This window comes from Cupriavidus laharis (genome assembly GCF_914271435.1).
GTDB lineage: Bacteria > Pseudomonadota > Gammaproteobacteria > Burkholderiales > Burkholderiaceae > Cupriavidus > Cupriavidus laharis.
In genome coordinates this window covers 507,997-528,743 of the sequence record NZ_CAJZAI010000004.1, presented here as the reverse complement: position 1 = coordinate 528,743, position 20,747 = coordinate 507,997, and the positions used below count along the sequence as shown (strand labels likewise).

At 64.9% G+C, this 20,747-nt stretch carries 17 protein-coding genes; 1 reads left to right on the top strand and 16 read right to left on the bottom strand.

Annotated elements, in window-relative coordinates:
• Nucleotides 1–120: 120 nt before the first annotated feature.
• The 10 genes from LDO29_RS12195 to LDO29_RS12150 form a co-directional block, all read right to left on the bottom strand.
• Nucleotides 121–1,053, bottom strand: coding sequence for an alpha/beta fold hydrolase (locus tag LDO29_RS12195; protein ID WP_224080035.1), 933 nt, complete (start codon nucleotides 1,051–1,053; stop codon nucleotides 121–123).
• Between the two features lie 31 nt (nucleotides 1,054–1,084).
• The gene (locus LDO29_RS12190) at nucleotides 1,085–1,987 is read right to left on the bottom strand and encodes an SDR family oxidoreductase (RefSeq protein ID WP_224080034.1); all 903 of its coding nucleotides are present in this window, start codon (nucleotides 1,985–1,987) and stop codon (nucleotides 1,085–1,087) included.
• A gap of 76 nt (nucleotides 1,988–2,063) precedes the next feature.
• Nucleotides 2,064–2,909 carry a class II aldolase/adducin family protein gene (locus LDO29_RS12185; protein ID WP_224080033.1) on the bottom strand — a complete coding sequence of 282 codons (846 nt, stop codon included), beginning with the start codon at nucleotides 2,907–2,909 and terminating at the stop codon, nucleotides 2,064–2,066.
• Nucleotides 2,910–2,978: 69 nt separating this feature from the next.
• Nucleotides 2,979–3,989, bottom strand: a complete 1,011-nt coding sequence (locus tag LDO29_RS12180; RefSeq protein ID WP_224080032.1) for an NADP-dependent oxidoreductase — start codon at nucleotides 3,987–3,989, stop codon at nucleotides 2,979–2,981.
• Between the two features lie 127 nt (nucleotides 3,990–4,116).
• Nucleotides 4,117–4,554, bottom strand: a complete 438-nt coding sequence (locus tag LDO29_RS12175) for a PaaI family thioesterase (RefSeq protein ID WP_224080031.1) — start codon at nucleotides 4,552–4,554, stop codon at nucleotides 4,117–4,119.
• A gap of 118 nt (nucleotides 4,555–4,672) precedes the next feature.
• Nucleotides 4,673–5,455: an SDR family oxidoreductase gene (locus LDO29_RS12170; RefSeq protein WP_224080030.1), complete on the bottom strand. Its 783-nt coding sequence runs from the start codon at nucleotides 5,453–5,455 to the stop codon at nucleotides 4,673–4,675.
• Nucleotides 5,456–5,501: 46 nt separating this feature from the next.
• Nucleotides 5,502–7,361 carry an acyl-CoA dehydrogenase gene (locus tag LDO29_RS12165; protein ID WP_224080029.1) on the bottom strand — a complete coding sequence of 620 codons (1,860 nt, stop codon included), beginning with the start codon at nucleotides 7,359–7,361 and terminating at the stop codon, nucleotides 5,502–5,504.
• Nucleotides 7,362–7,557: 196 nt separating this feature from the next.
• Nucleotides 7,558–8,736 (bottom strand): acetyl-CoA C-acyltransferase, encoded by a 1,179-nt coding sequence (locus LDO29_RS12160; protein ID WP_224080028.1) that lies wholly within the window; start codon nucleotides 8,734–8,736, stop codon nucleotides 7,558–7,560.
• Nucleotides 8,737–8,783: 47 nt separating this feature from the next.
• A complete protein-coding gene (pncA, locus tag LDO29_RS12155) occupies nucleotides 8,784–9,422 on the bottom strand; it encodes a bifunctional nicotinamidase/pyrazinamidase (RefSeq protein ID WP_224080027.1) in 639 nt (212 codons plus the stop codon).
• 34 nt (nucleotides 9,423–9,456) lie between these two features.
• A complete protein-coding gene (locus LDO29_RS12150; RefSeq protein ID WP_224080026.1) occupies nucleotides 9,457–11,538 on the bottom strand; it encodes a 3-hydroxyacyl-CoA dehydrogenase NAD-binding domain-containing protein in 2,082 nt (693 codons plus the stop codon).
• Between the two features lie 501 nt (nucleotides 11,539–12,039).
• Between LDO29_RS12150 and LDO29_RS12145 the strand changes: the two genes are divergently transcribed.
• Nucleotides 12,040–13,560: an amino acid permease gene (locus tag LDO29_RS12145; protein ID WP_224080025.1), complete on the top strand. Its 1,521-nt coding sequence runs from the start codon at nucleotides 12,040–12,042 to the stop codon at nucleotides 13,558–13,560.
• 43 nt (nucleotides 13,561–13,603) lie between these two features.
• Here the strand turns inward: LDO29_RS12145 and LDO29_RS12140 are convergent, their stop codons facing one another.
• From LDO29_RS12140 to LDO29_RS12115, 6 genes are all read right to left on the bottom strand, one after another.
• The gene (locus tag LDO29_RS12140) at nucleotides 13,604–14,317 is read right to left on the bottom strand and encodes an ABC transporter ATP-binding protein (RefSeq protein WP_224080024.1); all 714 of its coding nucleotides are present in this window, start codon (nucleotides 14,315–14,317) and stop codon (nucleotides 13,604–13,606) included.
• On the bottom strand, nucleotides 14,317–15,090 hold the full coding sequence (locus LDO29_RS12135; protein WP_224080023.1) for an ABC transporter ATP-binding protein: 774 nt from the start codon (nucleotides 15,088–15,090) through the stop codon (nucleotides 14,317–14,319). Before LDO29_RS12135 ends, LDO29_RS12140 begins: the two co-directional genes overlap by 1 nt.
• Nucleotides 15,087–16,400, bottom strand: coding sequence for a branched-chain amino acid ABC transporter permease (locus LDO29_RS12130; protein WP_396022657.1), 1,314 nt, complete (start codon nucleotides 16,398–16,400; stop codon nucleotides 15,087–15,089). The genes LDO29_RS12135 and LDO29_RS12130 overlap by 4 nt, the downstream gene beginning before the upstream one ends.
• A gap of 9 nt (nucleotides 16,401–16,409) precedes the next feature.
• Complete coding sequence (locus LDO29_RS12125; RefSeq protein ID WP_224080021.1) at nucleotides 16,410–17,357, bottom strand: branched-chain amino acid ABC transporter permease; 948 nt, start codon at nucleotides 17,355–17,357, stop codon at nucleotides 16,410–16,412.
• A gap of 168 nt (nucleotides 17,358–17,525) precedes the next feature.
• Nucleotides 17,526–18,776 carry a branched-chain amino acid ABC transporter substrate-binding protein gene (locus LDO29_RS12120; protein ID WP_224080020.1) on the bottom strand — a complete coding sequence of 417 codons (1,251 nt, stop codon included), beginning with the start codon at nucleotides 18,774–18,776 and terminating at the stop codon, nucleotides 17,526–17,528.
• A gap of 145 nt (nucleotides 18,777–18,921) precedes the next feature.
• Complete coding sequence (locus LDO29_RS12115) at nucleotides 18,922–20,547, bottom strand: 3-(methylthio)propionyl-CoA ligase (RefSeq protein ID WP_224080019.1); 1,626 nt, start codon at nucleotides 20,545–20,547, stop codon at nucleotides 18,922–18,924.
• Between the last annotated feature and the right edge of the window lie 200 nt (nucleotides 20,548–20,747).

Below are 20,747 nucleotides of genomic sequence, written 5' to 3'. Positions count from 1 at the left end.
CCCCCCCGCGCTTACAGGGGCCCCCGCGGGGCCGGCGCCGCCCGCCGTTGGCCCGCCGGTGATCCGGCCAGGCATGCCCACACAGTCATCCTGCCCACATGGCAATGCCAGGTTTCGCGCCTACTTCAATGCGCCGCGTATCAGCCGGTTGACCAGTTCGGGCTGCTCATGGACCACCCAGTGCGTGCCGTCCGGAATGCGCTCCAGCCGCATGTCCGGCACGAACTGTTCGAGCCCATCCAGCAGCGACTTCGGCAGCGCACGATCGCGCTCGCCCCAGATCACGAGCGTCGGCACACGCACCACGAACGCGGCCGGATCGAGCCGTGAAATGTCCGGCGGCGGCTCGCCCGGCCCCGGAGGATGCATCGGCGAAGCGCGGTAGTAATTGACGCCGCCCGACAACGAATGCGACGCGCCCTCACCGGGCAGGGCCCACGCGGCCAGGTATTTCTCCCGCGTCTCGCCGCTGAACCACGGCGCGGGCTGCTCGCCGCTGGCCGTGAGCATGCTTTCCAGCATGGCGAAATTGTTGGCGGCGAGGACTTCTTCCGAGCCCGGCCGGCGCAGCCAGTTCATATAGGCCGAAGCCGCCTGCTGCTGCGGGTCGGTGGCCAGGGCCTTCGCGAACACGTAGGGATGCGGCGAATTGATGATCACCAGTTGCTCGACCAGCTGCGGGAACTGGATGGCCAGGTTCCAGCAGATCGCCCCGCCCCAGTCGTGCGCCACCACCACGCAGTGCTCGTAGCCGAGCGCGCTGACGAACTGCACCAGGTCCTCGACGATATGGCGCGGGCGGTAGGCTTCCACCGCCTCGGGCTTGCTCGACAGGTTGAAGCCGCGCAAGTCCGGCGCGACCGCAAAATACGTGTGGCCGAACTCGGCCAGCTGGGCCTCCCATTCGAACCAGAATTCCGGAAATCCATGCACGAACAGCATCAGCGGCTTGCCGCGCTCCCCGGCGCTGGCGTAGTGCAGGCGCGTGCCGTTGGGCAGGCTGGCAAACTGCAGATGGCGGATCACGGCGGGGGCGGTCATGGCGTTCTCCATGCGCGGGCCTCGTCTGGCTTGTTGCGTTGCGTCAGCCGCGCAGCGCGGCAACCAGGCCGGCGCGCACCTCGGGCTTGTCGGCGAACGGATCGCCGGGATTGCGCTGGCCGATGATGTCCTCGAAGCGTTGCTGCACCGGTGCGAGGGCCTGCGGGTGCGAATAAATATAGAAGCTTTCCTCGCGGATGGCATCGAAGGTTTTCCGTGCCACGTCCTCGGCCGTGACCTTGCCCGAGCTGACCGCCTTGTCCGTCAGCGCCTGCGACACCATCTGCGAACGTGTCGGCGGCACGTCGTTGGCGAGATCCGCAGGCCGGTTGCGCTGCGACTGGTTGATGCCGGTCGGCACGAAATACGGGCACAGCACCGAGCAGCGCACCTGCTCGGTGACCAGCCCGAGGTCCTGGTACAGCGTTTCGGTCAGCGTCACCACCGCGTGCTTGGAGACGTTGTACACACCCATGGCCGGTGGGCTGAGCAGGCCCGCCATCGACGCTGTGTTGACGATGTGCGCCTGGTACGCCGGATCCTTCGCGGCCGCCGCCAGCATCAGCGGCGTGAAGATGCGCACGCCGTGGATCACGCCGTACAGGTTCACGCCCAGCACCCATTCCCAGTCCTTCAGCGAGTTCTCCCACAACAGGCCGCCCGCGCCCACGCCGGCGTTGTTGAACAGCAGGTTGACCTGCCCGAATCGCTCCATGGCCGCATCGGCCAGTGCCTGCACCTGTTCGCCTCGCGATACATCGGTGCGCAAGCCGAACACGTCGGCACCCTGCGCCTTCAATTCGGCCACGGCTGCGTCCAGCGCATCCTGCTGCACATCCGCCAGCACCAGCTTCATGCCGAGCGCCGCACCGGTGCGGGCAAACTCCTTGCCAAAGCCCGACGCGCCGCCGGTGATGACAGCCACCCTGCCTTCGAATTGCTTCATGACGTCGTTCCCCTCTCTCGCTATGTCCTGGTCCTGACCGGACCTGTCTCTGTCCCGGCTCGGCGGCCGGCCGGCTTCAGTCCAGCAGGTCGGGCTGCTCTTTGACGATGCGGGCGTACAGCGGCTGGAACTGGAACCAGCCCGCCTGCACGGTACCGACGATCGAATAGGCCTGGCGTGCGGCCGCGTCCGAGATGAGCTTGAGCGGCGCATTGGTGCGCGCGGCAGCGGCCTCGGCCAGCAACTGCACCTGGCAGGAACGCTCCATGGTGATGAACCACCATGCGGCTTCATCGACGGTCTTGCCAACCGTCAGCAGCCCGTGGTTCTGCAGGATGGCGGCCTTGTTCGGTCCCAGCGCGTTGGCGATGCGCTGGCCTTCGTCCAGCTCCACCACCACGCCGCCGAAGTCGTCATAGACTGCGTGGTCGTTGTAGAACGCGCAGACGTCCTGCGTGAGCGGATCAAGCGGACGGCCCAGCGTGGACCAAGCGCGGCCATACGTGCTGTGCGAATGCGCCGCGGCCACGGCATCAGGCCGGGTCTGGTGCACGCGCGAATGGATCGCGAAGGCGGCCGCGTTGACCGGGTAATCGCCTTCCACCACATTGCCGTGGTGGTCGCAGCGGATCAGGTTCGACACCTTCACCTGGCTGAAATGCACGCCGAACGGGTTGACCCAGAAGGTGTCGCCGAACTCGGGATCGCGCGCGGTGATGTGTCCCGCGACGCCTTCGTCGAAACCGAACTTCGAGAACAGCCGGAACGCCGCAGCCAGGCGCTGCTTGCGGTGCAGGCGTTCCTGCGCCGGCGTATCGAACTGCGGCGGGCGCGGCAGGTTGCGGTAGCGGGCCTTGACCTCTTCGGACAGGCCGGCGCCGATCTCGTCGTCGGGTGCTGGCCGGGCTTGCGGTGCGTGCATCGGTGTCTCCTGTGGTTGTCGTTCCATACGGGACGGCCGGCCGCGCAGGGCCGGCAACGCCTGTACCGCTTACACCAGCTTCACCAACTGCTTGCCGAAGTTCTTGCCCTTGAGCAGGCCCATGAACGCTTCCGGCGCGCTTTCGAGTCCCTGTGCGACCGATTCGCGGAACTTGATCTTGCCCTGCGCGACAGCCGTGCCCAGCTCCTTCAGCGCCTGCGGCCACACCTCCATGTGTTCGGAAACGATAAAGCCCTCGATGGTCAGGCGCGACACCAGGATCAGCTGCGGGTTCTTCAGCGGCAGCGGCTGCCCGTCATAGCCCGCGATCATGCCGCACATGGCGATGCGGCCGAACGCATTCATGCGCGTCAGCACGGCATCGAGGATGTCGCCGCCGACGTTCTCGAAGTAGCCGTCAATGCCATCAGGCGTGGCGGCCTTGAGCATCGTGTAGAGCTCCTTGGCGTCCTTGGCCGCCTTGTAGTCGATACACGCATCGAAGCCGAGCTCATTGACCACGTAATCGCACTTGTCCTTGCCGCCGGCAAAGCCCACGGCACGGCAGCCGGCCAGCTTCGCCAACTGCCCGACCACGCTGCCGACCGCACCCGACGCGGCGCTGACCACCACGGTCTGCCCCGCCTTGGGCTGGATGATCTTGTTCAGGCCGTACCACGCCGTCACGCCCGGCATGCCGACCGAACCCAGGTAGGCCGACAGCGGAAGATGCGTGGTATCCACGGGTTGCAGGCCCGTACCGTCGCTAACGCCCATCTCCTGCCAGCCGAACATGCCGACCACCTTGTCGCCAACCTTGAACTTGCTGTTCTTGCTGGCCACGACTTCGCCGACCGTACCGCCGATCATCACCTCATTGAGCGGCTGCGGTGCGGCGTAGGACTTGCTGTCGTTCATGCGGCCGCGCATGTACGGGTCCAGCGACAGGTAGTGGTTGCGCACTAGCACCTGGCCGTCGGCAATCTGCGGAACGGGCACTTCCTCCAGGCGGAAGTTGGCGGGCGTCACCGCGCCTTCGGGACGCGATGCCAGGACGATGCGCTTGAATGTGTTGGACATGGTCGGGTCCTTCCAATGGGAGTTGGAAAACTGCGGAAAACCGCGGAAGACTGCAGGAGACTGTGTGGAAACTGGGTTGCGATGCAGGGACGGCCGAGCCGCCCCCATGTGCTTGCGGCGCCGGCCCTCAGCCGTCGGCGCCGGTATCGGTGGCGCCCGGACGCTGCGGCGGCATGCGCCGGATGTACTTGAACGTGCCCGAGCTCCGCGCCACGGTCTTGCCGTCGGCGTCGACGATCTCGGCCTCGCAGAACACCATGGTGGTGGTGCGGTGCACGGTAGTGCCGCGCGCGGTCAGGTGGCCGCGCCCCGGCGCCATGAAGCTGCTCTTCATCTCGATGGTGACCACGCCGCGGCCGTCGGCATCGCTGCTGCGGCCGGCGATCGCCATGGCCACGTCGAGCAGCGTCATGATCACGCCGCCGTGTGCCATGTCCCAGCTGTTCTGGTGGCGCTTCTCGATCGGCAGCGAGATCTCGCTGCGTCCGCCTTCCGCCAGGGTGCAGGTCACGCCGAGATCGGCAAGGAAGGGGATATGGCTCAGCGAGCCGGTGTACTGGTTCATGGCAATGCGAGTCAGTGTGGGGGATGGTGTGGTGCCGGCGGCAAGCCGTGCCGCCGACACCGGTTCCGCATTATTGCCGCAAACTTCGACTATCGCTCGGACAGTGCGCGGATGGCCCTCAGACTGCGCTGACGCCGCCGTCCACGGCCAGGATCTGGCCGGTGATGTGCTTGCCGGCGTCGCTCGCGAACAGCAGCGCGGCGCCCTTCAGGTCTTCGTCGTCGCCCAGGCGGTGCAGCGGCACGCCCGCGCACATGGCATCCACGCCCATACGATCCAGCGAACCCTTGGTCATCTTCGACGGGAAGAAGCCCGGCGCCAGCGCGTTGACGGTGATGTTGTGCTCGCCCCATTCGCCTGCCAGCGTGCGCGTGAAATTGACCACGGCGCCCTTGGAGGTATTGTAGGCAATCGTTTCCATCGACCCCGGGGGGTTGCCCGCCAGGCCGGCAATCGACGCGACGTTGATGACGCGGCCGTAACGGCGCGGGATCATCGACAGCTTGCCGATACGCTGCGTCAGCAGGAACAGGCCGCGGATGTTCAGGTTCATCACCTTGTCCCAGGCTTCGACCGGGTGGTCCTCGGCGGGAGCGCCCCACGTAGCGCCGGCATTGTTGACGAGGATATCGACATGGCCGAGCTTCGCGAGCGCTTCGTCGGCGAGGCGGGCGATATCGGCCTCCTGCGCGCCGTCGGCAGCGATCCAGTCGGCTTCGATGCCGCGCGATTTCAGATGCGCCTGCGCGGACTGCAGTTCGTCCGCCTTGCGCGCGGACAGCACGACGCGCGCGCCCTGCTCGCCGAGCGCTTCGGCGATCTGCAGGCCAAGCCCACGCGAACCGCCGGTGATCAGCGCGGTACGGCCCTTCAGGTCAAACAATTGCTGGATGGTACGCATGTGTCTCTTCCTTGATGTTCCCGATGTCGGTCAGATTCGGCGCCGGTCAGAACCAGGCGTCCTGCATGTCGAGCGTGGTGCGGTCCAGCGAAGCCAGCAGGTCGAACTGTGGCGCGACCTTGGGCAGTTCCCAGCGAGAGAAGTACGCCGCCGCGGCCAGCTTGCCGCGATAGAACGCCTCATCCTCTCCACTGGCACCGCCGCCCAGCGCGGCGTGCGCGACCAGCGCCTGCTCCAGCCAGATCCATGCGACCACAACGTGGCCGAATGCTTCCAGGTAAATGCTGGCGTTGGCCAGTGTCACATTGGCATCGCCGGCGCTCCACAGCATCTTTGTCACCTCGGCCAGGCGCGTGGCGGCGCTGCCCAGCGCGCGCGCCTGGCTGGCGAGTTGCGCCTCGCCTGTCGACAGTGCGCGTTGGCAGGTCTCCTGCACACGCTCGCCCAGCAGGCGGAACGCGGCTCCATCCTTCATCACCACCTTGCGGCCCAGCAGGTCCAGGCCCTGGATGCCGTGCGTGCCTTCGTGGATCGGGTTGAGACGGTTGTCGCGGTAGAACTGCTCGACGTTGTATTCGCGGGTATAGCCGTAGCCGCCATGCACCTGGATGGCCAGGTTGTTCGCTTCCAGGCACCACTGCGACGGCCAGCTCTTGGCGATTGGGGTCAGGATGTCCAGCAGCAGCGCCAACCGTTCGTGCGCAGCCGCGTCACCAGCCGCGGCGCGCTCCTCGTCGACCAGCTTCGCGCAGTACAGGTTCAGCGCGAGGCCGCCTTCGACATAGCTCTTCTGCGCCAGCAGCATGCGGCGGATATCGGCATGCTCGACGAGCTTCACCTGCGGGCTGGCAGGGTCCTTGCCGCCGGGACCGACCGGGCGGCCCTGCGGACGGTTGCGCGCATAGTCCACAGCATGCAGGTAGCCGGTGTAGCCCAGCATCACCGCGCCCAAACCTACGCCGATGCGGGCCTCGTTCATCATGTGGAACATGCAGGCCAGGCCCTTGCCGGGCTCGCCGACCAGATAGCCGATTGCGCCGGCCTTGCCGCCCGGCTGGTACTTCATGCCCTCGCCGAAATTCAGCAGGCAGTTGGTGGTGCCGCGATAGCCCATCTTGTGGTTCAGGCCGGCCAGCACCACGTCGTTGTGTTCGCCGAGCGAGCCATCCGCGTTGACGAGGTACTTTGGCACGATGAACAGCGAGATGCCCTTCACGCCAGGGACCAGCTTGCCGTCCGGACCCGGAATCTTGGCAAGCACCAGGTGGACGATGTTGTCCGACAGTTCATGCTCGCCGGCCGAGATCCACATCTTGTTGCCGCGCAGCCGGTATTGCGCGCCCAGTGGCGATTCGCCTTCGTATTCGGCACGCGTGGTGACATCGGACAGCGACGAACCCGCCTGCGGCTCCGACAGGCACATAGTGCCGAAGAAGCGGCCTTCCATTTCCGGCTTGACGAAGGTGTCGATCTGCGCGGGCGTGCCGTGCGTCAGCAGCAGGTTGGCGTTGCCGATGGTCAGGAACGGATAGGAACTCGTGCCGACATTGGCGCCCTTGAAGTAGGCGAAGCCGGCTTTCTCCACCAGTACCGGCAGCTGCATGCCGCCGAGTTCGTAGTCCTGCCCTGCCGCCATCAGGCCGGCCTCGCAGAAGGCCTTCAGCGCAGAGCCGACCTCGGGGATGATGGTGACGGTCTCGCCGTCGAATTCGGGTTCCTGCTGGTCGTTCTTCTTGTTGTGCGGCGCGAACAGGTCGGTGGCGATCTTCTCGCAGGTGTCCAGCGCTGCGTCGAAGGTCTCGCGCGAGTGGTCTGCGTAGCGCGGAATGCGGGTCAGCTCGTCGGCCTTGAGCCATTCGTAGAGCACGAAGTTCAGGTCACGGCGGGAAAGGATCAGCGACATCATGTCTCCATGCGGTGCGCTGCTTGGCGTACCGCGAATTCTTTTGTCTTGCTGGTGCGTCCGGGGTTGCGAGAAAACCCTGCTGGAAGGGAATGACCTCGGAGCGATATTGCGCTTGCTGGAGCGGCTGGCGTGGAATGACTACGAGCGTGCTCCCTCTCCCGCAAGCGGGAGAGGGGAGCAAACAAGCGGTCAACCGTTACAGCACTTCGAACAGCCCAGCCGCGCCCTGCCCGCCGCCGATGCACATGGTGACCACCACGTACTTCACGCCGCGGCGCTTGCCCTCGATCAGCGCATGGCCGACCAGGCGGGCACCCGACACGCCGTACGGGTGGCCCACGGCGATGGCGCCGCCGTTCACGTTCAGGCGATCCATCGGGATGCCCAGCTTGTCGGCGCAGTACAGCACCTGCACGGCGAACGCTTCGTTCAGTTCCCACAGGCCGATGTCGTCGACCTTCAGGCCGGCCTTCTTCAGCAGCTTGGGCACCGCGAACACCGGGCCGATGCCCATTTCATCGGGCTCGCAACCAGCCACGGCAAAGCCGCGGAACACGCCCAGCGGCTGCAGGCCCTTGGCGGCGGCGACGCGCGCATTCATCACGACGGCGGCCGAGGCGCCGTCCGAGAACTGCGAAGCATTGCCCGCCGTGACCACGCCACCCGGCACGGCGGTGCGGATCTTCGACACGCCTTCCAGCGTGGTGTCGCCGCGGATGCCTTCGTCGCGGTCCAGCGTCACTTCCTTCGTGACCAGCTGGCCCGTGGACTTGTCGGCCACGCCCGCGAGCACGGTGATCGGCACGATCTCGTCCTTGAACTTGCCGGCTTCCTGGGCGGCGGCGGCGCGCTGCTGGCTGCGCACGCCATACTCGTCCTGGCGCTCCTTCGAGATGTTGTAGCGCTTGGCCACGTTCTCGGCGGTCTGGAGCATGTTCCAGTAGATTTCAGGCTTGTTCTTGACCAGCCACGGGTCGGCGATCATGTGGCGGTTCATTTCCGCCTGCACGCACGAGATGCTTTCCACGCCGCCAGCGACGAAGATATCGCCTTCATCGGCGATCACGCGCTGCGCGGCCATGGCAATGGTCTGCAGGCCGGACGAGCAGAAGCGGTTCACGGTCGCCCCCGGCACGGTGACCGGGCAGCCGGCGCGCAGCGCAATCTGGCGGGCAATGTTGGTGCCGGTGGCGCCTTCGGGATTGGCACAGCCCATCAGCACGTCTTCCACTTCGCCGGCTTCGATCTTGGCGCGCGCAATGGCGTGCTCCACGGCGTGGCCGCCCAGCGTGGCGCCATGGGTCATGTTGAACGCGCCCTTCCAGCTCTTGGCCAGCCCGGTGCGGGCGGTGGATACGATGACTGCCTCGTTCATGTCTTGCTCCTCGGAATCTTGGTGTCTTTCAGTTCGGTTGGTTCGGTTCAGCTCTGGGCTTGCAGCAGTTCGGCCGAGCGGATGCGCGTGACGCCAGCGGCGGCAAGGTCCTGCCACGCCTGCGCCAGCGACCCGTTCAGGTCGATGGCACGGCAGGCGTCCTCGATCACCACGGCTTCGAAGCCCGCGGCACGCGCATCCAGCGCGCTCCACGCCACGCAGTAGTCGGTCGCAAGCCCGGCCAGGAACACGCGTTTCACGCCGTGCTCGCGCAGGTAGCCGGCCAGTCCGGTACGCGTGCTGCGGTCCGCCTCCAGGAAGGCGGAGTAGCTGTCCACGCCGGTGTGGTGGCCCTTGCGGATCACCAGCCTGGCATGGGGCACGTCGAGCCCGGCATGAAACGCCGAACCCGGTGTGTCCTGCACGCAGTGGACCGGCCACAGCACCTGCTGGCCGTACGGCAGCGCGAGCATCTGGAACGGCTCCGCGCCGGCATGGTTGGCGGCGAACGAGACATGGTCCGCCGGGTGCCAGTCCTGTGTCAGCACCACGTGCGAAAACGCAGGCGCCAGCCGGTTGATGACAGGCACGACCTCGTCGCCATGCGGCACGGCAAGCGCGCCGCCGGGCATGAAGTCGTTCTGCACGTCGACCACCAGCAGGCAGTCATCCGGACCGGGTCTCATGTTCGCCTCCGTCAGCCTTGCTGCGGCCCGGGCCTCAGTCGTTGAAGCCCTTGCCTTCGTCCGCCAGCTTCTGCAGCAGCGGTGCCACTTGCCAGGCCTCCCCGTGGTAGCCCTTGGCGTACTTCTTCATGGCAAGCGCCACGTTGTAGAGGCCAACCTGGTCGGCATACAGCATCGGGCCGCCACGGAACAGCGGGAAACCGTAGCCGGTCAGGTACACCATGTCGATATCCGAGGCCTTGGACGAAATGCCCTCTTCCAGGATCTTCGCGCCTTCGTTGACCAGCGCAAACACCAGGCGTTCGACGATCTCCTCGTCGGAAATCTTGCGGCGCGTGATGCCCAGATCCTTCGAGTGCTGCACGATCATGTCGTTGACCTGCTGGTTCGGGTACGGCTTGCGGTCGCCCGCCTTGTAGTCGTACCAGCCGGCACCGGTTTTCTGGCCATAGCGGCCCATTTCGCACAGCAGGTCAGCGGTCTTCGAGTACTGGATGTCCGGCTTGTCCACGGCGCGGCGCTTGCGGATGGCCCAGCCGATGTCGTTGCCGGCCAGGTCGCCCATGCGGAACGGCCCCATGGCGAAACCGAACTTCTCGATGGCCTTGTCCACCTGTTCCGGCAGCGCGCCTTCGTCCAGCAGGTAGCCGGCCTGGCGGCTGTACTGCTCGATCATGCGGTTGCCGATGAAGCCATCGCACACGCCAGACACCACGGCGGTCTTCTTGATCTTCTTGCCGATCGCCATCACCGTGGCCAGCACGTCCTTGCCGGTCTTGGCGCCGCGCACCACCTCGAGCAGCTTCATCACGTTGGCCGGGCTGAAGAAGTGCATGCCAACCACGTCCTCCGGACGCCGGGTGAACGAGGCGATCTTGTCCACGTCGAGCGTGGAGGTGTTCGAAGCCAGGATTGCGCCGGGCTTCATCACTTCGTCCAGCTTCTTGAAGACGATTTCCTTGACGCCCATCTCTTCGAACACGGCCTCGATGACCATGTCGGCGTCCTTGATGTCGTCATAGGACAGCGTGGTCGACAGCAGGCCCATGCGCTGCTCGACCTTCTCCTGGGTCAGCTTGCCCTTCTTGGCGCTGTTCTCGTAGTTCTTGCGGATGATGCCCACGCCGCGATCCAGCGCTTCCTGCTTGGTTTCCAGGATCGTGACCGGAATGCCGGCGTTCAGGAAGTTCATGCTGATGCCGCCACCCATGGTACCGGCGCCGATCACGGCGACCTTCTCGATCTTGCGGGTCGGCGTGTCCGACGGCACGTCGGGGATCTTGCTCGCGGCGCGCTCACCGAAGAAGGCGTGGCGCAGCGCACGCGATTCCGGCGTGGTCACCAGGTACAGGAAGCCATCGCGCTCTTCCTTCAGGCCTTGCTCGAACGGCTTGAGCGAACCGGCCACGGCTTCCAGGCACTTCAGCGGCGCCGGGAAGTTCTTGGCCATGGCAGCCACGGTGGTCTTGGCAAAGCCGAGGAAGCCCTCCGGATTCTCGTGACGGACCTTCAGGTCGCGCACTTTCGGGTACGGGCCAGGCGCCGCGGCAACGTTCTGCGCGAACTTGACCGCAGCAGGCAGCACGTCACCATCGACGATTTCATCGAACAGCTTGGTGCCGGCAAACTTCTCGGACGGCACGGCGGTGCCCGACACGATCATGTTGGCGGCCGCTTCCAGGCCGATCACGCGCGGCAGGCGCTGCGTGCCGCCGGCGCCGGGCAGCAGGCCCAGCTTGACTTCCGGCAGCGCGATCTGCGCGCCCTTCGACGCCACGCGGTAGTTGCAGCCCAGCGCCAGTTCCAGGCCACCGCCCATCGCCACCGAGTGGACTGCCGCCACCACCGGCTTGGACGAACCCTCGATCACGCGGATCACCGAATGCAGCGTCGGCTCCTGCGTGGCCTTGGGTGTATTGAATTCGCGGATATCGGCGCCGCCCGAGAATGCCTTGCCGGCGCCGGTGATGACGATGGCCTTGACGGCCGCATCGTCCAGCGCACGGGTCATGCCATCGACGATGCCAAGCCGGGTGCTGTGACCCAGGCCGTTGACAGGAGGATTGTCGAGCGTGATGACGGCTACGCCGTCCTGAACCTGATACTGCGCTGTCATGCTGGTTCCTTTGGTGTCTTGGGTTGTCTCGGGATTCGAATTCTCGAATATGGTCTTTTGCTGCATTGCCGGCCTGTTTCGACCGTTCCACTGTCCGCGGCCGGAGCCGTTATCGAAGGGTAAACCCTCCGCATTTCCGCGCCTGACAAGCGTTTCACCCAACGGGCGAAACACAGCATACACAAAATAGCACGGTCGTTCAATTTTAATTTCGACGCAATTCGGCGGCCATGCGCGCGCTTTATTTCACCCCTTCGCCGCATGCATGAGTCTCCCGTTTGCGCCCTGGGAAAACCCTTGGCCAGACAAGAAATTGCTGAAGCCGCTCATGCTGGTTACGGCACTTTCACGCGCGCCCCGTGGTAAATCAGGGCCAGTATGCGACTTTATTTGACGCCGGCGGGCGATCCGCGAAAAAAGACGCGTTAGACTCGCGACTTTTCGTTTTTCAGCCCCGGACATCCAAAAGACGTCCAGGCAGGCGAAGTTCCAGCGACCCTGATGTCTTCCCACTCCCACCCTCATCCCCACCAGCATCCGGTCGTCGAGCATGACGACCTCCAGCGCAAGCTCAAGGCGCGCCATCTGACCATGATCGCTATCGGCGGCGCCGTCGGCACCGGGCTGTTCGTCGCGTCGGGCGCTTCGATCGCACAGGCCGGCCCGGGCGGCGCCTTGCTGATGTATGCCCTGCTCGGCTTCATGGTGTACTGCCTGATGACCAGCCTCGGCGAACTGGCCGTTCATATGCCCGTGGCAGGTTCCTTCGTCACCTACAGCGCGCTCTACGTCGATGAAGGTTTCGGCTTTGCGCTCGGCTGGAACTACTGGTTCAGCCTGGCCGTGACCATTGCCGTGGAACTCACGGCGGCGCAGCTCGTGATGCAGTACTGGTTTCCCGGCATGCCCGGCGTGGCCTGGAGCGCAGGCTTCCTGCTGCTGATGTTCGCGCTCAACGCGTTCTCGGTGCGCGGATTCGGCGAGGCCGAGTACTGGTTCGCGCTGATCAAGGTCATCACGGTGATCGTGTTCCTGGGCGTGGGCCTGCTGATGATCTTCGGCATCATGAAAGGTGGCCCGCAGTCCGGCTGGCACAACTTCACCATCGGCGACGCGCCGTTCGTGGGCGGCATACCGGCCATGATCGGCGTGGCGATGATCGCTGGGTTCTCGTTTCAGGGCACCGAAACGGTCGGCGTGGCGGCGGGCGAAGCGGAGAATCCGGCCCAGACCATCCCGCGCGCCATTCGCCAGACCTTCTGGCGCATCCTGCTGTTCTACGTGATCGCCATCCTGATCATCGGTGTGCTGATTCCCTATACCGACCCGAACCTGCTGCGCAATGACGTGACCGACGTCGGCGTCAGCCCGTTCGCCCTGGTGTTCCGCCACGCGGGGCTGGCCTTTGCCGCGGGCCTGATGAATGCCGTGGTGCTGACCGCGCTGCTGTCGGCGGGCACGTCGAGCATGTATGTTTCCACGCGCATTCTCTACGGCCTGGCCGTCAGCGGCCGCGCGCCGCGCTGGCTCGGCAAGCTGACCGTAAGCGGCGTGCCACTCAATGCGCTGCTGGTCACCACCGCCATTGGCGCCCTGTGCTTCTTCAGCTCGTTGTTCGGCGACAAGGCCGTGTACCTGTGGCTGCTGAACACCTCGGCCATGACAGGTTTCTTTGCGTGGTTCGGCATCGCCCTCAGCCACTACCGCTTCCGCCGCGGGCTGGTCTACCAGGGCCATGACGTCAGCGCGCTGGCCTACCGCTCGCCGCTCTATCCGTTCGGGCCAATCTTTGCCGGCGTGCTGTGCCTGGTGATCGTGGCGGGCCAGAACTATCAGGCCTTCACGGACATTCCGAACCGCTGGTCCGAGATCATCGCCACCTATATCGGCGTGCCGGTGTTCCTGGCGCTGTGGCTGGGGTACCGCATCGTCAGGAAGACGCGGCTGATCGACTATGAGGATATGCCGTTCGAGTTGCCGAAGGCGGCGGCGCTCGCCGACAAGCAGATGGCAACAGTGTGACGCCCGGCGCGGCCGCCGGGAATGGCCCCGGCTGGCCGCCCCCCTACACCTCCAGCCACTCCTTACGCACCTGCGCATTCGCCTTCAGCTCCGCCGGCGTGCCTTCGAACACGATGTGCCCGTGGCCCATCACGTACACGCGCTGCGAAATATCGAGCGCAATGGCCAGTTTCTGCTCGATCAGCAGCACCGACACCCCCCGCTCCTTCAGCGTCTTGAGGTAGTCGCCCACCAGCGTCACGATCATCGGCGCCAGACCCTCGGTCGGCTCGTCGATCAGGATCAGGTCAGGGTCTCCCATCAGCGTGCGGCACAGCGTCAGCATCTGCTGCTCGCCGCCTGACAGCACGCCTGCTGCCGTGTTCTCACGCTCCTTCAGCCGCGGAAACATGTCGAACATGTCGTTGATGGACCAACGCGGTTTGGCCTGGCTCGGATTGCGCTTCTCGCCCAGCAGCAGGTTCTGCCGCACCGTCAGCGTCGGAAAGATGTCACGGTTCTCCGGCACGTAGCCAATGCCAAGGTGCGCGATCTCGAAGGTACGGCGCCCGAGGATCTCCTCGTCGCGCAAGCGTACGGATCCCTCTGCCTTGACCATGCCGAGGATGGCCTTGGCCATGGTCGAGCGGCCCACGCCGTTGCGCCCGAGCAGTGCGACGATCTCGCCCTCGTCGACATGCGCGTCCACCCCGTGGAGGATATGGCTCTTGCCGTAGTAGGCGTGCAGGCCCTTGACGTCCAGCATGCGCTTTGCCATCAGTGCGCTCCTTCGGTGGCGGCTTCGTCCAGGGTAGTGCCCAGGTAGGCCTCCTTGACCTTGCGGTTGTTGCGGATGGCCTGCGGCGTGTCGGTGGCGATCACCTCGCCGTAGACCAGCACCGAGATGCGGTCAGCCAGCCCGAACACCACGCTCATGTCGTGCTCGACCATCACCAGCGTCTTGCCTGCGGTGACCTTGCGGATCAGCTCCACCGCATGGTCCGATTCCGAGCGGCTCATGCCGGCCGTGGGTTCGTCGAGCAGGATCACCTCGGCGCCGCCGGCGATCGTGATGCCGATTTCCAGCGCGCGCTGCTCCGCGTAGGTCAGCAACCCCGCCTGCGTGTCGCGCCGGTGGTGCATGCCGATCAGCTCCAGCACCTCGTCGGCGCGCTCGCGCGCATCGCGCAACGCTGACAGGCGGTGCCAGAACGAGTACTTGTAGCCGAGCGACCAGAGCACCGCGCAGCGCAGGTTCTCGAACACCGACAGGCGGTGGAAGATATTGGTGATCTGGAAGCTGCGCGACAGCCCCATGCGATTGATGGCAAAAGGCTGCAGGCCGCCGATCTCCTGCCCGTTGAGGCGCACCGAGCCGCTGCTGGGAGCAAAGCGCCCCGAGATCAGGTTGAAGGTGGTCGATTTGCCGGCGCCGTTGGGGCCGATCAGCGCGTGGCGCTCGCCGCGCGGGATGGTCAGGTTCACGCCGCGGATGATTTCCGTCTGGCCGAACTTCTTGCGCACATCGGTCAGTTCCAGCGCCGCTGTCATGCCTTGCCTCCCGCGATTTCCATCTGCACCTTGTCCCATGCGGCGCGCACCCGCGCCGCCGCCATGCGCCACGCCAGCAGCCCGGCCACCCACAGCACGGCAGCCACCGCCCAGGGCACCGGCGTGCCAGCGTCGAAGCCAATGCCGAACAGCGACATGTCGGTGCCGTTGGCGCTGTCGACCTGGACCTTGTAGACCAGTTCCACGGTCAGGATCATGGCCGCCAGCAACACCACGCCGGCCGCGGCCGCGCGCCCATAGGACGGCAGCATCTGCCTGAACTTGCCCTTCGCCACCAGCGGCATCTGCATCAGCAGCAGGCTGGCGATGCCGCCCGGCACGAACATCACCATCAGCACGAAGAACAGGCCCAGGTACAGCAGCCAGGCCTTGGTCAGGTCCGACAGCGCCACCGCAAACAGCATGAAGACCACCGCGCCGATGATGGGCCCGAAGAACACGCCCGCACCACCGATGAACGCCGCGAGCAGCACGCCGCCGGAGCGCACCGCGCTGACGTTCTCGGCCGAGACGATCTCGAAGTTGATCGCCGACAGCGCGCCCGAGATGCCGGCGAAAAACGCCGACAGGATCAGCACCAGGTAGCGCACGCGCTGCGTGTTGTAGCCGATGAACTCGACGCGCTCGGGATTATCGCGCACCGCGTTGGCGATGCGGCCAAGCGGCGTCTGCGTCCACGCATACATCGCCACCATCGACACCAGGCACCAGGCCGCAATCAGGTAGTACACCTGGCGACCGGGACCGAAGCTGATGCCAAGGAAGGGATCTCCCACCACGCGGTTGGTCGAGATGCCGCCTTCGCCACCGAAGAACTCCGGGAACATCAGTGAACTGGCGAACACCATCTCGCCGATGCCCATGGTGATCATGGCGAAGGTGGTGCCCGACTTCTTCGTGGTCACGTAGCCGAACAGCACGCCGAAGAACGCCCCGGCCAGGCCGCCCACCAGCGGCAGCATCGACACCGGCAGCCACACCGTGCCCGCCCCCACCATATTGAGGACATGCACGGCAATGAAGGCGCCCAGGCCCGAATACACCGCGTGTCCGAACGACAGCATGCCGGTCTGGCCGAGCAGCATGTTGTATGACAGGGCGAAGATGATCATGATGCCCATCTGGGACATCAGGGTGATGGCAAACCCGCCGCTGAAGATCAGCGGCAGCACCAGCATCACCAGCACGGTCACGCACCAGATCAGCCAGCGTGCCAGGTTCAGCGGCTTGTAGCGCAGGGTACGGCCGGTCACCACCGGCTCACGGCGTTGTTCCATCGTCGATTCGATTCCCATGGCTCAGCTCTCCCGGGTTCCCATCAGGCCGCGCGGGCGGAAGATCAGCATCAGCACCAGCAGCAGGTAAGGCAGCACCGGCGCCACCTGGGCCACGGTCAGCTTCCACAGTGAATAGAACGGCGTCGTGTCGCTGACGGCCAGCCCGAGGCTGCCGAAGAGGCCGGCCAGCGAGGCATCGATGGTCACCGCGAAAGTCTGCAGCACCCCGATCAGGATGGACGCGATGAACGCCCCCACCAGAGAGCCCATGCCGCCCACCACCGCCACCACGAAGACGATCGAGCCGACCGCCGCCGCCATCGACGGCTCGGTGACAAAGGCGTTGCCGCCGATGACGCCGGCCAGCCCGGCCAGCGCCGCGCCGCCGCCGAAAACCATCATGAACACGCGCGGCACGTTGTGGCCGAGCGCCTCCACCATCTCCGGATGTGTCAGCGCCGCCTGGATCACCAGGCCGATGCGCGTACGCGTGAGCACGAGATAGATCGCGACCAGCATGCCCAGCGACACCAGCATCATGAAGGCGCGGTACTTCGGGAACGACGAGGTAAACACCGTGAACAGCGGCCCGTCCAGTTCGGCCGGGATGCGGTACGGCACCGCGGCCAGGCCCCATACGAGCTTGACGCCTTCCTCGATCAGGTAGGCCAGCCCGAACGTGAACAGCAGTTCCGCCACGTGTCCGTACTTGTGCACGGTGCGCAGGCCGAAGCGTTCCACCAGCGCGCCGGCAAACGCCACCAGCAGCGGCGCCAGGATCAGCGCCGGCCAGAATCCGATCTTGCTGGCAACGGTATAGGCAAAGTAGGCCCCGAGCATGTAGAAGCTGGCGTGCGCGAAATTGAGCACGCCCATCATGCTGAAGATCAGGGTGAGGCCCGAAGAGAGCATGAACAGCAGCAGCCCGTAGCTGATGCCGTTCAGCAGGGAGATGACGAAGAATTCCACAACTTATCCTTCAATCCGGCTGCGACGCGGCGCGGCCATCCGGTTTGAACAAGGGCGAGCGCCGTCCTGCCGGGCACATGCATGCCCGGGCGCTCCCCGGTTTCGACCGAAAGTATGCAGGATCGGGCGGCCGGCTTTATGCTGCCGGCCGGCCCGCCGTGGGCAGGATCAGCCCGGCCGCTTCATCTGGCAGGAAGTCGGCTGCGCCGCGACGTACTGGTCCATCTGCGCATTGGTCTTCCAGCCGTAGCCGGTGTTCTCCTGGTCGTACTTGACGTCCTTGCCGTTGACCTTGGTCCAGGTGGCCACCACCAGCGACTGCTGCGCCTGGTGGTCGGTCTTGCGCATCTCCACGGTGCCGTTCATGCTGTCCACCTTGACGCCTTCCATGGCCTTGGCGACCTTGACCGGATCCGTGGAATTGCTTTCCTTGACGGCCTTGGCCAGCATGGCAACGCCGGTGTAGGCAGCCATCACGTAGAAGTCGTCGTTGTACTTCTTCTTGTAGCCCTCGATGATGTCGGAGCCCTTGAAGCCCTCGTTGTTCGCATTGAAGTAGCCGACGTACTTGACGTGATCGGCACCGGCTGCGCCCATGGCCGTCGGCACGCCGGTGGTGCCGGCATAGTACGTGTAGTAGTTGGTGGCCAGGCCGGCATCCTTGCCCGCCTTGATCAGCAGCGCAAGGTCGCTACCCCAGTTGCCGGTGATCACGGTATCGGCGCCCGAGGCCTTGATCTTGGCCGCGTACGGCGCGAAGTCCTTCACCTGCGCCAGCGGGTGCAGGTCCTCGCCGACGATCTGGATATCCGGGCGCTTGCGCTTCAGGTAATCCTTGGCCGCACGCGCCACCTGGTGGCCGAACGAGTAGTTCTGGTTGATCAGGTAGACCTTCTTGACGTTGGGGTCCTTGGCCAGGTACGTGGTCAGGGCCTCCATCTTCATGTCGGAATTGGCGTCGAGCCGGAAATGCCAGTAGTTGCACTTGGCGTTGGTCATGTCCGGATCCACCGCGGCATAGTTCAGGTAGACGATTTCCTTGCCCGGATTGCGCTCATTGTGCTTGGCCACCGCGTCCTCCAGCGCCATGCCCACCGACGAGCCGTTGCCCTGCACGATATAGCGGATGCCCTGGTCTGCCACCTGCTTGAGGATGGTCAGGCTCTCCTGCGGCGACAGCTTGTTGTCGAAGCCCACCACCTCGAACTTGTGGGTACCGCCCCAACCCTTCTGGTTGGCCACCTCGGCCACGTACTGCCAGCTCTTGAGCTGGTTCTGTCCAACGGGGGCCATGAGCCCGGAAAGCGGATCGATGAAGGCAATCTTCACCGTATCCGCGAGTGCCGTACCCGAAACCAGCGCAGAACCCAGTGCCGCGAACGCGGCCACGCCGGCCACCAGCGGACGCATTTTGGTCATACCTGTCTCCTTCACTCTTGTCGTTGGCTTGTCGTTGATTGCGACTTGCCGGGCGGGCCCCGCTGTCCTCTCCACCCGCCCGCCAGTTGCCCCGCCGTCACCATGCCGCAAGCGAGGCACGGTCCGGCGGATGCCTGTTTCCGCCTCAGGCTGTCGGCAGGCGGTAGTCCTTGAACTGCTCGCGCAGTCTGAGCTTCTGCATCTTGCCGGTGGCGGTCAGCGGAATTTCACTGACAAAGGCCACGTCGTCAGGAATCCACCACTTGGCGACCTTGCCTTCGAAGAACTTCAGCAGTTCTTCCTTGCTGACCTCGGCGTTCGGCTTCTTCACCACCACGAGCAGCGGGCGCTCGTCCCACTTCGGGTGGTACGCGGAAATACACGCGGCCATGTGCACGGCCGGATGGGCCGCTGCCACGTTCTCGATATCGATCGACGAAATCCATTCGCCGCCGGACTTGATCACGTCCTTGCTGCGGTCGGTGATCTGCATGTAGCCATCCTCATCGATGGTGGCCACGTCGCCGGTCGGGAACCAGCCATCGACGAGCGGGTTCGCATCGTTGCGGAAGTAGCGGTCGATGATCCACGGGCCACGCACCATCAGGTCGCCGAAAGCCTTGCCATCCCACGGCAGCTCCTTGCCGTCGCCGTCGACGATCTTCATGTCCACGCCGTAGATCACGCGGCCCTGCTTCTCGAGGATCTTGTGCCGATCGGCATCGGACAGTGCCTCATGCTTGGCCAGCAGCTTGCAAGCCGTGCCCAGCGGCGACATCTCGGTCATGCCCCAGGCGTGGATGACTTCGACATCCAGCGCTTCCAGGGCGCGCGTCATGGCCGGCGGCACGGCCGACCCGCCGATGACGGTGCGGCGGAACGTCGAGAACTTCAGGTTGTTCGCCTGCACGTGCTGCAACAGGCCCAGCCAGACCGTGGGCACGCCCGCCGAGAACGTGACCTTCTCCTGCTCGAACAGCTCGTAGAGCGAGGCACCATCTAGCCTGGCCCCCGGGAACACCAGCTTGGCGCCGACCAGCGGCACCGAATACGGCATGCCCCAGGCATTGACGTGGAACATCGGCACGACGGGCAGGATCACGTCGCGCGCCGAGCAGCCCAGCGCATCGGGCAGCGCCGACGCGTAGGAATGCAGCACCGTCGAACGGTGCGAGTACAAGGCACCCTTCGGGTTGCCGGTCGTGCCCGACGTGTAGCACAGGCTCGATGCCTGGTTTTCGTCGAACTGTGGCCATTCGTAGTTGCCGTCCTGCGCGTCGATCAGGTCTTCATAGCACAGCAGCTTTGCCTTGGACTCGGCCGGCATATGGGCGCGGTCGCTCATCAGCACCCAGCCCTTCACGTTCGGGCAATGTGGCGCCACGCCTTCCACCAGCGGCAGGAAGGTCAGGTCGAAGAAGACATAGCCGTCTTCGGCATGGTTGACGATGTAGGCAATCTGCTCGGGGAACAGGCGCGGGTTGATCGTGTGGCAGACGGCACCCATGCCGGATACGCCGTAGTAAATCTCGAGGTGGCGATAGCCGTTCCAGGCCAGGGTGCCGACGCGGTCGCCCTGCTTCACGCCCAGCGCGCCGAGCGCCTGGGCCAGCTTGCGGGCACGCAGTTCGCACTCGCGATAGGTATAGCGGTGAAGGTCCCCTTCGGTCCGTCGTGAGACGATTTCGGTGCCGCCGTAATAACGGGCAGCGTGCTTGATGATGGAGGAAATGAGCAGCGGCGCGCTCATCATTTGACCCATCAATGCCATGAAACAGTCTCCTGAATTTGGGTAATTTCCGTCTAAAAACGAACAATCGTTCTATTTTTTGGCGATTGTTCCCACACCTTGGATCAACGTCAACGGGATTCCGTTGTGCACTGCGATATTCGGAGCCGCAATTCTGCGAGATTTCATGCACCGGATTCATCGACGCAATCAATGGGAAGAACATTGCGTATGACAAGGCA